Annotated in this window: 12 protein-coding genes; 2 read left to right on the top strand and 10 right to left on the bottom strand. The window is 51.8% G+C overall.

Features of this window, described 5'->3' with window-relative positions; translation table 11 throughout:
* Nucleotides 1–32 precede the first annotated feature (32 nt).
* A complete protein-coding gene (locus H7F31_RS20150; protein WP_187100239.1) occupies nt 33–2264 on the bottom strand; it encodes an MMPL family transporter in 2232 nt (743 codons plus the stop codon).
* Nucleotides 2265–2427: 163 nt separating this feature from the next.
* Between H7F31_RS20150 and H7F31_RS20145 the strand changes: the two genes are divergently transcribed.
* Entirely contained in the window at nt 2428–3042 is a 615-nt protein-coding gene (locus tag H7F31_RS20145) for a TetR/AcrR family transcriptional regulator (protein WP_187100238.1), read from the top strand.
* 218 nt (nt 3043–3260) lie between these two features.
* Complete coding sequence (locus H7F31_RS20140; protein ID WP_187100237.1) at nt 3261–3554, top strand: DUF3817 domain-containing protein; 294 nt, start codon at nt 3261–3263, stop codon at nt 3552–3554.
* A 119-nt stretch (nt 3555–3673) separates the two neighbouring features.
* On the opposite strand, the gene H7F31_RS20135 is transcribed toward H7F31_RS20140, so the two are convergent.
* The 9 genes from H7F31_RS20135 to hrpB form a co-directional block, all read right to left on the bottom strand.
* Complete coding sequence (locus H7F31_RS20135) at nt 3674–4240, bottom strand: NADPH-dependent FMN reductase (RefSeq protein WP_187100236.1); 567 nt, start codon at nt 4238–4240, stop codon at nt 3674–3676.
* Nucleotides 4241–4255: 15 nt separating this feature from the next.
* Nucleotides 4256–5314 (bottom strand): LLM class flavin-dependent oxidoreductase, encoded by a 1059-nt coding sequence (locus tag H7F31_RS20130; RefSeq protein ID WP_187100235.1) that lies wholly within the window; start codon nt 5312–5314, stop codon nt 4256–4258.
* A gap of 15 nt (nt 5315–5329) precedes the next feature.
* Complete coding sequence (locus H7F31_RS20125) at nt 5330–6271, bottom strand: ring-cleaving dioxygenase (RefSeq protein WP_187100234.1); 942 nt, start codon at nt 6269–6271, stop codon at nt 5330–5332.
* 51 nt (nt 6272–6322) lie between these two features.
* The gene (locus H7F31_RS20120) at nt 6323–6766 is read right to left on the bottom strand and encodes a MarR family winged helix-turn-helix transcriptional regulator (RefSeq protein ID WP_187100233.1); all 444 of its coding nucleotides are present in this window, start codon (nt 6764–6766) and stop codon (nt 6323–6325) included.
* A 108-nt stretch (nt 6767–6874) separates the two neighbouring features.
* Nucleotides 6875–8188, bottom strand: coding sequence for a hemolysin family protein (locus H7F31_RS20115; protein ID WP_187100232.1), 1314 nt, complete (start codon nt 8186–8188; stop codon nt 6875–6877).
* 141 nt (nt 8189–8329) lie between these two features.
* Complete coding sequence (locus H7F31_RS20110) at nt 8330–9472, bottom strand: DUF3900 domain-containing protein (RefSeq protein ID WP_261800066.1); 1143 nt, start codon at nt 9470–9472, stop codon at nt 8330–8332.
* A gap of 100 nt (nt 9473–9572) precedes the next feature.
* The gene (locus H7F31_RS20105; protein ID WP_187100231.1) at nt 9573–11699 is read right to left on the bottom strand and encodes a HelD family protein; all 2127 of its coding nucleotides are present in this window, start codon (nt 11697–11699) and stop codon (nt 9573–9575) included.
* 63 nt (nt 11700–11762) lie between these two features.
* Complete coding sequence (locus tag H7F31_RS20100) at nt 11763–12062, bottom strand: DUF1294 domain-containing protein (RefSeq protein WP_261800065.1); 300 nt, start codon at nt 12060–12062, stop codon at nt 11763–11765.
* Nucleotides 12063–12099: 37 nt separating this feature from the next.
* Entirely contained in the window at nt 12100–14583 is a 2484-nt protein-coding gene (gene hrpB / locus H7F31_RS20095; RefSeq protein ID WP_187105440.1) for an ATP-dependent helicase HrpB, read from the bottom strand.
* Nucleotides 14584–14595: the final 12 nt, after the last annotated feature.

Here is a 14595-nt window from a genome sequence, read left to right as displayed (position 1 = left end):
AGCCTTTACAGATTTATAACGATATAAGCCGATTAACGTCCCGCTTCTTTCATCTTAACGCCTGCTTCCTCCGCCTTGCCTGGCCAAAACGCTCGTTTGCCCAGAATCGTAGTTATGGCCGGCACCAGGAACGGACGTACGATAAACGTATCCATCAGTACGCCAATGGCGGTAATCAAGCCGAATTGGACAAGCACCTGGATAGGCAACGTAGCTAGCACCGCGAATGTGGCGGCGAGGATCAGGCCGGCTGACGTAATTACGCCGCCCGTCTCCGCAACGCCTTCCTTGATTGCCTGACGCAGAGGCATGGACTTGCGTTTCTGCCAGATGCTCGAGATCATAAAGATATTGTAGTCCTCCCCAAGGGCGATCAAGAATACGAACGCGTACAGCGGTATGGAGCCCTGTATCGCCTCGATTCCCATTAGCTCGTGCAGGATCAGCCAGCCCAGACCAAGTGCAGCGGCGTAAGAGAGCAAGACCGTGGCGACAAGATAGATCGTTGCCGTAATGGAGCGCAGATAAGCCAATAACAAGACTACGATTAGACCGATTACGATCGGAATGATCAATTGGTTGTCACGCACCGTAACTTGCTGGGAATCATGCTGCTCGGCCGTCTGCCCGCCGATCCAGACGTTGCTGGCCGCATCGGCCGTCCCTGCTTCGGCAAGCGCTGCAACAGCAGCTTCCTTAAGCTCCGGAATTGCATTCATTGCCTCTTGATTGTAAGGATTCATACGATAAACAACGGAATACGCCGTGAGCGCAGTGTCAGTGGTGCTGACCTCAGGTTCGCCTACGTGATCGACCAGAGGATGCTGCGACAGCTTCTCCGCGACGGCGGCAGGCGCTCCTCCTTCCGAACGAACGACAACGGTAACAGGTGCCAGCTCGCCCGGCGTATAAGCCTCCGAGATGACTTTAAAGCCTTCAACGGATGGCGTATCTTCGGGGAACGTAGACAGCAGATCGTACGTGTATTTGACCGGCAGCGCAAAGGAAGCAAGCGTTGCTAGCAACAGCGTACTTACGAGCGCAACGGTCCATGGCTTGCGAACGACAAGATTGCCGATCTTCGCGCCAAGCTTCTTCTCCGGATCCCGGCGAACATACGTTTTCCCCTTTGCAGCGGCACGAGCTTTGGCCTCCTCCTCCGTACGCGGGATGAACGGATAAAACGATGCGCGGCCGATAATGGACAAAAGCGCCGGTACTAGCGTAAGACTTGCAATCATCATGATGAAAATCGAGAGGCTAAACGGAACCGCGAATCGATGGACGGCACCGTATTGTGCGAACAATAATGCGAACAGCGACAGAACAACCGTGAAACCGCTCATCGCAATCGCTCCGGTCGCATTTTTATAGGAGCGGCGGAGCGCCGACATCCGGTTGCCTTCCCGGGTTAACTCTTGACGGAAGCGGGTGATGAAAAAGAGGCAATAGTCTGTGCCTGCGCCGAACAGCAGCACCGTCATAATGGCGATCGCTTGTCCATCCACCGTAATCCAGCCTTCTCCGGCCATCCAGCCGAGGATGGGACTTGTTACGGCATAAGCGAACCCGACGCCGATAAGCGGAATAATTGCAAGGATGGGCGAGCGGTAGATGAGCAGCAGCAGCACCAGGACAAGCAATACTGTCGCTACCATCAGCACGAAGTCCGCATTTTCGAACAAGCCGGTTGCGTCAACGCTAATTCCTGCTGGCCCGCTTACACGGACGCTGAGTTCCGAATCCGAATCAATGGCAGCCTCGAAAGGCAATCCGCCTGTCAAACCTTCAATTTTCTCTTGAATCGCATGCAAATTTTCTTTTACGATATCCGTCTCCAGATAAGTTTCAAAGGTGACAGGCAACACGAGTGTAGTCCCGTCCTCCGATGAAATACCCTTTAACGCAGGTGCCGGCATCTCGTGAAGGGGGATGATTGCCTCTTGCCCTTCCAGAGGGGATTCGGCAAGCTCCGCGGTTAAAGCCTGCATGGCGGCATAATCTTGTTCCGTCAGTCCGCCAGCTCTGTTCCAGACCAGCAAAGCCGGCAATCCCGATTCATTCGGAAAGTGCGTACGAATAAGTTCGTCCGCGATGACCGATGGACTGTCGGCAGGCAGGTTCGGCGCATTGTTAATCTCTTTGTCCCCTACCGCCGGCAACGTCAACGTCAAGATTGCGGCTATGGCAATCCAGACCAGAAGCGTCACCCAGCGTGATCGCGGCCCGGCGAACCAGGCCCCCATTTTCTCCAGCATGTGCATTACTCCTCCTTGTTCGATCCCGAACGATGTTAAGACTTTGGTTCGGACGGCAACTCGTGGTAAAATAAAGTTGATGACATTATTATATATACCCAAAGGTTAATTAATCAATGAGCAATTTGTTAACATTCGTTGAACGGGTATCTACAGGAGGTACACGACATTGAAGTCGGACAAAATCAAGAGAAAGCCGGGACGTCCTAAAGCGAGCGAGTCTCCGCAGACAATGGCGCTGCTGTTGCGCACCGCTTCCTTCCTTTTTATGGAACATGGCTACGAGAAAGTGTCGCTGGAGACGGTTGCGCAGGCATGCGGCGTTACCAAAGCGAGCGTTTATTATTATTTCGCCAATAAATCCGTCATCTTTACCGAGGCGCTGCTGTTCGTCCTCAAGATGGCGCATGACCAGACTGCTGCCGTCATCGAAGGTCCTGGAACGCTGAAGGAACGGCTGCAAGAGGTGGCGAGGCGCCATATGCGCAATCAACATGTCGACTTCGAGACGATGATGCGAGAAGCTTCAGCCGATCTCTCGGAGGAGCAAATCCGTTCCGTACGCGAGCGTGAAGCGGATATTCACCGGCTTCTGGAGCGATTGTTCGCCAAGGCAATGGATGACGGCGAGATGAACCGGTGCGATCCTCTGCTGCTCTCCCATGCGTTCGTGGCCATGATGACAGTTCGCAATCGGACGGAAATTGTGAACGATCTGAGAACTTCGGGACAAGCCGCCGAAGAAATCGTACAATTGCTATGGACGGGCATTGCTCCTGTCTAGACTTAATAGTGCGAGTTCAAAAAGTTCGGTTTTCAGCACCGAGAAGATTGAAAGAAGGTAGAAACTGAGGAGCGGAGCGTAGTGGAAGCTACGTGAGCACCGGAAGTTTCGCCTGAATTCAAGATTCGATGTCGAGTAAGCTTCTTGGCATACTTCGTGATCAAAAGCGGACTTTTTGAACTACATTAAACGATTACTGCATCCGGAGGTTATTTTGTATGAATAATACCGCAATCGGCCGACTTCGTTTTGTCGGATTGCTCGAGGGCACCTCGTTCCTCGTCCTGCTGCTTGTCGCCATGCCTCTCAAATACTGGGCGGATATTCCGGAGGCTGTAGCTGTGGTCGGCGCGCTGCACGGGGGCTTGTTCGTGCTTTATCTGGTCGCTGCCGTCTGGGCAGCCTTCCGTTACCGCTGGACGATCCTTAAGCTCGGCGCCGCATGTATCGCGTCCGTCGTTCCATTTGGCCCGTTCATCTTCGACCGCAAGATTCTGCGCGAAGAGAAATAACGGCTAACCTTGCCACATAGGTTTATATGCCAGAACACAAAACAATCGCGGCAGTCGGCAGTTGCACCGAGGAGCCGCGATTGTTCGCGTGGATAAGATTTTTGCGAATGAGTTGTTCGTTAAAAATCATATTCCGCATCTTTTGCTTGTCGAATCGCTGCATAAGCATCGACCAGAACTACGGTATCTTCTACGAGTCGATCCAATCGGAAAAGAATATCGTCATTTACAATTTCTTTTCTAAGGTAATCCTTATCTTCTATAAATACATAAGTCGGTACAATATGAGCCTTCATATAAGCTAAAATCGGCTTTAACTGTTGTTCGGCCATCAAATAATGTTTGGCTGTTCCTGCGGTTACTAGCATACTCACCACTTTATCCCGAAAAGCGTTAACCGGCAACAAATCGAAAATATTTTTTAATGTGGCCGGAATAGAAGCTTGAAACGTAGGCGTGCCTATAATGATGGCATCCGCTGCCATTATTGTTTCTGTCACATATTTAGTGTCACCCTCATATTCCCAGTAATTACGTCCATCGCTAAAAACCATTTTATTTTCTGCAAGGTCAAGTAACGTAATCGTTGCATCCGGATATTTATCGCGCGCCATCTTAAGGGTATAATCGATCGCGGTTCTTGTTTTCGATCCAACATTTGATCCTGCTATTCCTACGATATTCATGGTCTCTTCTCCTCCTTACTTTTGGGCTGTATGCTTCCTGATTGCCGGCAAGATCTCAGTTGCAATCAGCTCGATATTTTTTGCGATTTTATCAAACGGCACGCCGCCAAAATCAATTTGGGCCATGAATCGTTGTTGACCATAAAGCTCGTATTGATATAACATTTTTTCGATTATTTGCTGCGGACTTCCAATCATTAACGCATCTCGATAATCAGTAGCTTGTGCGAACTGTTGCTTTGGATAGCCGCCGCCGCGTAATGCCTGCATGCCTGAATTAATAAATGGATAATATTCACGTAGTGCATCCTGAGAATTTTCTGCTGTATAAAATAAGCTGGTTGTCGCAATTGGCAGTGTCGATGGATCAAACCCGCTGCGCTCTGCGGTCTCACGATACGCATCCACAGAGGCTTTAAAACTAATAGCGGGGCCTCCTAATGTAGTCAACATCATAGGTACACCAGAATAGCCGGCTTTAATGGCGCTTGCCGGAGGGCCGCCTACAGCTCGCCAAATCGGCATATGACCGTTTCGAGGTTGTGGAAGAATCGTCGCATTTTCCAGCGGTGCACGGAATTCTCCCTTCCAGGTCACCTTTTCTTCGGCATTTAATTGGATTAGAAGATCCATCTTTTCTTCAAATAATTCTTCATAATCGCGTACATCATATCCAAGCAAGCTATATGCCCCGACGCGTGAGCCACGGCCAGCAACAATTTCGGCTCTGCCTTTTGAGATTAAATCGAGTGTTGCGAAATCTTCATATACACGTACGGGATCAGACGTACTCAGCACTGTTGCGGAACTCGCAATTTTAATATTTTTTGTCGCTTGAGCTATAGCTCCCAAAATGACTGTATGGGCCTGGGTAGTAAAATGCAATTGATGACTTTCGCCAACGGCAAATACATCTAAACCCGCTTCATCGGCTAACTTGCTTGCCTCAATTAATTCATGGATTCGTTGTTCGGCGCTAATCTGGCTCCCTGTTACGGGATTTAGTACATGATCGCCAATCGAATATAAACCAAATTCCAAACCTTTTTTTGTATCAATGCGATATTGTTCCATTATCGTCCTCTCCTTTTAATCAAGCGGCTTTAAATTGGCTTCGATTTCTTGTCGTCTCGCTTCTAGAAATGGCGGTAAATCCAATTCTTTTCCTAACGCTTCAACGGGAGAATCTATTGTAAACCCGGGTCCATCTGTTGCGATTTCAAATAAAATGCCATTCGGATCACGGAAATATAAGCTTTGGAAGTAAAAGCGATCGACGATACCTGACGAATGAAAGCCGCGATCTTTAACCGCTTTGTCCCAATAACCGAGCTCCTCCTCGTTTTTCACCCGAATCGCCAAATGATGAATACTTCCTCGACCAGGCTTTTCACTCGGCCCATCTTCTTGCTTTACAACAATTTCGCCAAATGCTTGTCCTGCAACGGACTGATATATGGTTTCGCGATCCGAGTGCGACACTTGTATATATCCAAACATATCCCTTAATGTTCTCGCCGTTTTTTCCAAAGAACGCACAGTCAATTCCACTGTACCCATACCTAAAATACGATGGTCTTGCTCAACTGCAGAACCATCCCAAGGCGACCAGAAGTCGGGTATCTCTTCGCCATTATTGTTTAGTAAAATAAGCCGCAGCCCTTCTGGGTCCTCAAACGGAAGTGCCGCTCGACCTGCATACATGGTCACTTCTCCATGCTTGACACTAAAATGATCAAAACGATTTTTCCAATATTCCAGACTTTCAATGGATGGTACCAATAAACCGATTTGAGTAATTGCATTTGTCCCGCGAACGGTTCTTCCAACCATAGGCATTTCGAAAAAGGATAACTCCGTGCCTGCGCTTCCCGTTAAATCTCCGTAAAACAAATGATACATGGATGGATCATCTTGATTGACCGTCTTTTTAACTCTTCGTAAACCCAACACATGTTGATAAAAATGATTATTCGTCTGAGCATTTTTTGTGATCATCGAGATATGATGATGTCCGGGGATTTTATACATAATAATTCCTCCTCTATTTTCGCTTGATTAATCAAGTGATACTTTAAAAAACTACTCGGGCGGTATTTCTTTGATTAAGCTATGTTTATGCACGCGTGTAATCAGTGAATATAATGTTTTCATTTCCTCCTCATTTAATACATCCTCAAAAAAGGAAGATTGCAGCGCAAGCTGAGCGGGCATTGCTTTTTCCACAATCGCTTCACCCTTCTCGGTTAAACGAATCGTTTTCGTTTTCCAATCTTGCTTGCGAACAATATATTTTTCTTTCTCAAGACGTGCAAGCATGCGGGAAATACCTCCTTGCGTGACGGTTACTTTTTCTGCTAACTCCATTTGCGTAAGCGGCTGATATACTTTGATTTGTATTAGTACATCAAACTGTGCTGTTGTTAGATCAAATCTTTTTAAAAATTCGTTCGAAAACTGGTTACTCTGGTTCGAAAAACGCAATAATCTCAACCAGATTAATGAACCTCTTGTATTATTGCGCATTTCGTTTCCTCCCCTTCGGTAACCTCGTTATCACTTTACCACTCAAATGAATAAAATGCAAGCTAAGAATCTTTAATTTGAGATTATTAATTTTTAGTTGATTTTTAGCTATGCATGTCCATACTCGCTCATTTCACTTTCCGCATCGTCGGCGAAAATTTCGATTTTGCGAATGCGGTGTTCGTCCCGCTCCCGAATAATGAATCGCGTCGAGTGATAACGCCAGACTTCGCCCTCGGACAACGTCGGCTGCTGCCGATAGATCCAACCGCCAATCGTATCCGCTTCATCCACAGGCAACCCAATGCCTACTGCATCATTAACCTCATTAATTAATGCTTTGCCATCAACCAGATAATGACGACTCTCCAGCCTTTCAATCTCAACGGTTTCGTCCTCGTCGAATTCGTCCCGAATTTCTCCAACGATTTCTTCGACGATATCCTCCATCGTAAGCAGTCCGGAAGTGCCGCCGTATTCGTCCAGAAGAATAGCCATATGTACCCGATTCATCTGCATCAGCCCCATCAGCTTGCTGACAGGCATAACATCGGGTACGGACATCGTTGGCTGTAGCAGCTCCCGAAGGCTGGGCTTTACCTCCCCGTAATCGTGGATAAACAGATGTTTTGTATTTAGAATACCAATAATCGTATCTTTATCTCCGTCCGCCACCGGATATCGGGTATATTGTTCTCGCCGAATGATGGCAGCATGCTCTTCGCGATCCTGACCGACGAACAAACATACCATATCCGTTCTAGGCACCATGATTTCACGGGCAAGCCGTTCGTCGAAGTCGAAGATTCGGTTTACATAACCAAATTCGTTGCTATTGATTTTGCCGCTTTCGAAGCTCTCGGATAAAATATGGCGAATCTCCTCCTCGGAGTGCGCCTCATGCTCGCTGGCTGGACGTAAGCCAAGCAGTCGGACCAATCCATTAGCGGAGCCGTTAAGCAGCCAGATGAAGGGATACGCTACGCGGTGGAATCCGATCAGAACAGGCGCCGTCCATGAGCTGATCCGCTCAGGTTGAATGATGGCGACGGTTTTGGGAGCCAGCTCGCCCAGGACGACATGCAGATAAGTGACAAGTAGAAACGAGATCAGAAAGGAAAGTACCGCAAGCCCCTTGCCTTCAATACCGAGCGTATGGAAAAGAGGATGCAGAAGCTTTTCCACCGTAGGTTCGCCAAGCCAGCCTAATCCAAGGGCCGTGACCGTAATGCCGAGCTGGCATGCGGACAGATAGCCGTCGAGATGCGACGTCACATGATGAACGGACTTGGCGTTTTTGACGCCTTCATCCACCATCTGCGCAACCCGGCTGGGGCGCATCCGTACAATTGCGAATTCCGCCGCGACGAAAAAAGCCGTACATATAAGCAACAAGGCGAATGCGGCAAGATTAATAATCATGATAGGACTCCCTTCAAAAGGTTAGTTGGAACAAGCAAACCCTGGAAAGACGGTCAAGGACCGTCTCCCCAGGGTTTGATCGTCTACCTATCATCCTTGCCCGCAAAACGGGTCGGCATACCTAGCCAGTCCATTAACTCTTTACCAGGGAACGTCGTCATCGCTGCCTGCCGCTGCTTCTGATTCGTTGTAGCGGCCGGTTGCGTCCTCCTGCTGTTCCACCTTCGTGCCGATGAGGGGGATGACGTCGACAAGCTCCATCGGCTGCAACAGCTCGACGGGCGACATTCCCTTCTCGAATTGGAAAAAGTCTCCTTCGATGACCGCAATGTATCGGCCGTTATGTTTGGCGAAGCGAAGCGAATTTCCGAAGTCGGACAACAATCCTTTTACCGTTACGCCGCCCAGCTTGAAGCTAAACGGAAGATCCGGCTTCTGCTCTACCAGCGCGGCGGCTGCCGTCTCGACCTGCTCTTGCGACCACCATTCTTGCAGCTCCCGCTTCTCGCTTGCCGCCCATACTTCAACCGCGTTTTCTTCCTCGCTGCGTTCGGAGCTTGTCTCCTCCTGCCATTTGTCCGCAATATATTGATGGACCATCTCTACCACCTGATCGCCGATGACTTCAGGCAGCGGTTTCTCGTAAGATACATATTTCAAGAAATCCTCGAAATAACGCGCATGCGAGGCTTGATGAATTTTAAGCTCCCACTGATCGAGCGAACCCTCCTCCGGCATATGAGGATATTGGATCGACTTGATGCTCCTGGCGCTGATCGCCATCTCCACATGGGAGATCAAACTACGTTCGTCGGAGATCCGGGCGATCTTGGGCTCGAAATCGCATTTCAACAAAAACAAAAACGGTTCGTCGAAATAGGTATTCAGCTTGGCGCGGGCGATGACGAAGGCGCCGCCGCGCACCGCGCTCGTATCCATATAGATGCGCACGAGCTCGTCGGCAATGCCAATGAACCTCTCTCGCGTATCGGCGTCGCGGAGCCGCTGGAACAGATTGTAGTTCTGATTGCTTCCAAGCTCGTATCCCGGTTCCACCATAAATCGTCCGATCTTCGTCGGCGCACCGGCGCTGTTCGGGTTGCGCTCCACCTTGCGTTTCACGATTCGTTTGAATTCCTCATCCAAAAAATTTTTGATCTCGCTTTGCTCGTAATCGACGCCATCCAGCGTCTGATAATGTTTGAACCGCCTGCCGGACGAATCGTCTCCGTCCCCGTCGGTCAGGATGACAAAAAAAGATAAAAACTCCATACGAAAATCCACGCCAGTTTTTCCCCCCGATAAAATTGTGTCGTTATTATAGAATATCATACGGAACGCGGAGGAGACATAACGTATTTAGTCGTACCCTTGTCAATGTTGATTAATCGGCAGGATGCCAGCCTTCCAATAGCGATGTTCTAGTGTCGCGATAGAATAACGTAAGCTTGTGCAGCGCGCGGGTACAGCCTACGTATAGGAGTTTAGCGTCCATGGGACCATAAGCATCTGCTCCTGCATCCGCAATCAGCACGGCGTCGAACTCCAACCCTTTGGACAAGTAGACGGGAACGATGGTAAGTCCTCCTTCATAAGCGGGCTGCTTGCTGAGGACAAGCGATGCCGTCATTCCATCTCGCATAAAATAGCTGTAAATGTCCTCGCATTCTCTGGCCGTTCGGCCAACAATCGCGATCGTATCGTATTCGCCAGCCTCCTGCCACTGCCTGGCCGTGTCCGCAATACGCCGCAGCCAATCCTCATTCGTCGCCCCGGCATGTTCTACTGTAACGGGGTCTCCGCTGCGGAAAACAGGTACGGCCGGTTTGACGCCGCCAGTCATGCCTCCCAGGATGACGTTCGCGAACTCAATGATCTCCATCGTCGATCGATAGCTTCGGTTCAGCTCGAAGTAGTCCGCCTGATCGTCCGGGAATAATTGTTTAAGCTCGTCCCAATGCCGAATCCCCGTATAGCCATGAATGCCTTGCTGCAGGTCGCCGAGCACGGTCATGGACACGGTCCGTTGGCATAGCTTCAACGTCTCGAGCTGGAACGGCGAGTAATCCTGCGCTTCGTCGATGACGACATGATCGAACGGAGCATTTTGCAATCCGTATAATCGAAGCTGGATATAAGCAAGCGCCGCCAAGTCCTCGGCCGCCGCTTCGCCTCGGGCCAGCCGCTCCGACGTCGTTTTGGCGATCGGCTTCGGTACGGTAGTCAGCGCCTGTTTTCCTTTGAACAGCGAGGCGTACAGCTTAACAGCCGTATAAGATGGCATACGTTTTACGAAGGCGTTAAGCTTCGATAACGCCGTGGAACGCAGTTTCTTGTCGGCGATTCCTTTTGTCTTAAGCTCCGACTCCAACCAGCGGCGAATCCGGCTGGCAAGACGATCCCGCTTCTCCATAAGCGATTGCTCGCCATAATCGGTATCGTGCCACTCCTGCATTTGCTCCGGTTTAAGCTCCATCCGCGGCAACGGCATAAACGATACATCCGGAACGATGTTGTCCGCAAGCTCCTTCAATTGCTCGTCGATGGCCTCCTTGAAGTCAAGGCTTCCCTTAAATAATCCGGAGGCTTGATCAAGCTCCGCGTGCGTCCGGGGCTGCTCGAACCAATAAGCCATTGTCTCCGAAGGATCGGATAACGCCACTTCATGCTGGAGCAGTCCGATCGCCCAATCGGAATAGGTCGTCTGGCTAATGTCGCCAACGCCGAGTTCGGGCAATACGCCTGAGATATAATCCAGGAACATGCGGTTGGGCGCAAAAATAATCATTCGTTCTGCTTTGATCCGGCCTTCGTACTGATATAGCAGAAAAGCTAATCGATGGAGCGCCACTGTCGTTTTGCCGCTGCCCGCGACGCCCTGAATAAATAGCGCCTTATTCCGCTCCGCACGGATAATGCGGTCCTGCTCCTCTTGAATCGTCGAGACGATATCCCTCAGCTTGTTGTCTTTGTTCTCCCCCAGGCGATAAAGCAGGAATTCATCGGATACGGCGCCTTCCTCCTGGCCTCGAACATAACTGTCGACGACACGGATCAGCTCGCCGCTGCGCACCATCAGATTTCGTTTGAGGTGAACGTAACCGGAGACCTCCCCGTCGGGAGAGTCATATACCGCCGGCGCATCGCCGCCCGTGAACGAATAGAACAAGCTGGCGGCGGGCGCCCGCCAATCGATGACGAGCAGCTCGTTGCTGCCGCCCTTGGCCACTCCTGCCTTGCCGATATATAGAGCTTTCTCTTTGCCCGCTTCCGCTTCTATCGAAGTCTGTTTGGACTCCGGCAACTCCTGAAAGTCAATTCGTCCGAAATAAGGCTCTTTCCTCGCAATTTCCAGCCGGCGCTTCCGCTCCTCGCGCTGCAAATCGAGCATTTGCTCGGTGAAATCGTTGCCCGTATAGCGCGGTCCGATCTCTCCAAGTTGCGCCTCGATATCCCGGAGCGACTCTGCCAATCTGCGTTGTTCCTCCGTATAGATGTCCTGCTCTTCCATCTCTCTTCCTCCCAACCGTAAAGAGCCGAGTCCGTTCAGACTCAGCTGCTTTGTCATTTACTGTTATTCCATTGCCCGCATGGCGCTAAACCCGATCAACGTCAAATAAACCAGGATATTCACGGCGACCAGATAAGGTATGCCTACCGTAAATGTTCGGTGCTGCGTCTTGTGTCGCCACGTCTTCATGCCCGCCCAAATGCCAATCGCTCCTCCGATGGCGGCAAGCAAAAACAACTGTTTCTCCGGCACGCGCCGTCTCCCGCGCTGCTTGGCCCTTCGTTTGTCCCAGCCCATCAAGAGGAACGCCCACCCGCTTAATCCGAACCATAACAAGATACATACATAGATGATCGTCATCATGCCGTTCCTCCCTTAATCAAGATTCCTTTTCCCTCGTTCAAGACTTTGGCCGCGGCTTCGTTCTGTTTGTCGCCACGGCCTCGTATGGATTATCCGGCCATACATGCTTCGGATAGCGCCCCTTTAAGTCTTTCTTTACTTCAAAATAAGCAGTTTCCCAAAAACTTGCGAGATCCCGGGTAACCTGAACGGGCCTTTGCGCGGGCGACAGCAGATGAAGCGTAAGCGGCAGCGTGCCCCTCGCTATGCGAGGTGTCTCTTTTTGCCCGAACATCTCTTGCAGGCGGACAGCCAGTACAGGCATCTCGGGATTGCTATAATCGATAGGGATACGCGAGCCGCTCGGCACCACATAATGAGTGGGTACCTCCTCATCGAGCTCCTGACGCTGCTTCCATGTCAGCATGTCCTCTACGATAGACTGCATATTTAGTTTCTGCAGCTCGGCTTCCCTGCGTATGCCGTACACATGAGGCTTCAACCACTCGTCTAGCGTGGACAGCAGCCCCTCTTCGCTTGCATCGGGCCAGTCCGCGGCTCCGCTTCCATTTATCAGCCGTATGCGCCCCAGCAAGGAGAGTGCCTGTTTGCTGAACGGGAGCATAGTCAACCCTCGCTGCCTAATGGCTTCGAGCAGCGCATTGGCAACCCGGTCCGGATCGGCGTCAGCCATTGGCTTCTCCTGCAGCACGATAGCTCCCAATCTTAACCGTTCAAGCGCCCTTACGGCTCTCGCTCCGCTATCCCATTCCACAACCTTGTCGAGTCGCAGGAAGTCCTCAAGACCGGATTCCATCTCTGCGCTGGTGATCCCTTCCGCCAATCGGATGCTGGCCTCCTGCCCCGCGTCGTCAAGCTCGCTTACAACCAGATACGGGAGCTGCGCCAGCGGACCGTCTGTTTTCATCACGGCGCCACGGCCGTTCGCCAACAAATAACGGCCGTCGCTTCTGCGTTTGGCCACCCGGTCCGGGAAGGCATACGCCAGCATCCGGCCGATGGATAAACGCTCTGCCCCGCTTCTAACCGCCGATTCTTCCCGATCAAGCATTCTGTTCCACTGCTCCGCCAGCTGTCTTATCCGCTGGATGGCAGGATCATAGCCGTTGCCTCGGCGAAGCTCCGCCAGGCGCAGGCCTATATCCGGACTGCGCTCCGACGGCAGCAGGTCTCGTTCGCTGATGAGAGCGGCAAGCTCGCATGCCTCCCGGGCGCTGCCCTCCCTGGCGGAACGAAGCAGCATGGAACCAAGCCTGGGATGCAAACCCAGCTTGCAGATCCGCTTGCCTTCCGCTGTCGGCAAGCCGGATGCGTCCAGCACATCAAGCTCCTGAAGCAGCGTAACGGCTTGTCCGTAGGCAGACTCCGGAGGAGGCGTCATCCAATCCAGCTCGCCGGGATCTCTAATGCCCCACACGGACAGCTCCAGCGCCAGAGGCGCAAGATCCGTCTCCGCAATCTCCGGCTTGCCTTGCTCCGGGAGATAACGGTGCTCTTCCTCGGACCATATGCGATAGCAGACGCCTGGCGCCAGTCTGCCCGCGCGTCCCCGTCGTTGATCCGCGGAAGCCTTGGACACGGGTACAGTTTCCAGGCGGCTCATCCCGGTCCGTGACGAGAAGCGCGAGACGCGCATGAGCCCGCTGTCGACGACGATTTTCACGCCTGCTACAGTCAAGCTGGATTCTGCGATGGACGTCGCGAGCACGATCTTGCGTCTGCCGGCCGGACAAGGCGCGACAGCTTCCGTTTGCTCCTCGAGCCGCATGCCGCCATGCAGCTCGCGGATATCCGCTTCGGAAGGCAGGTTAAGCGACTGGAGCGCTCTTGCCGTTCGACGGATCTCCCCGATTCCCGGGAGAAAGGCCAGCACGTCTCCGTCATGCACGCGCAGAGCATTGGCAATCGTCGCCGCCATAGAACGGTCAATCGATACGCGATCCCGCTTCATGGGAGCATGCACAGTCTCAACCGGATAACTTCTCCCCTTGCTTGTAATGATGTCCGCTCCGCCAAGCAGCTCCGCAACGGGAGCGGAGTCCAGCGTCGCGGACATCACGAGTAGGCGCAGATCGTTGCGAAGCAATGTCTGCGTCTGAAGACTCAGCGCAAGACCGAGATCCCCATGCAGATGCCGCTCATGGAATTCGTCGAACAAAATGGCTCCAACTTCCTCGATCGCCTGATCGTCCTGAAGCATTCTTGTCAAAATTCCTTCCGTCACTACCTCGATGACGGTACGCGGACCGATCTTCGATTCCAGCCGTACGCGGTAACCGACCCTGTCGCCGACCTGCTCGCCAAGTTCGCGAGCCATATAGATGGCGGCGGAACGGGCGGCAAGCCGTCTTGGCTCCAGCATAACGATGCGCTTGCCGGCAAGCCAATTCTGCTTCAGCAGCGCCAGCGGCACACGTGTCGTTTTGCCTGCTCCAGGCTCTGCGACCAGCACGGCATTGCGTCCGCGCGCAAGCGAGTCCAGCAGCTCCGGCAACACTTCGTCGATCGGCAACGGCCCCATCTCCATCCAACC

Origin of the sequence: Paenibacillus sp. PAMC21692, assembly GCF_014303795.1 — a bacterium.
Lineage (GTDB): Bacteria > Bacillota > Bacilli > Paenibacillales > Paenibacillaceae > Pristimantibacillus > Pristimantibacillus agaridevorans.
The sequence above is the reverse complement of the archived record's forward strand: the minus strand, read 5'-3'. Positions and strand labels throughout refer to the sequence as shown.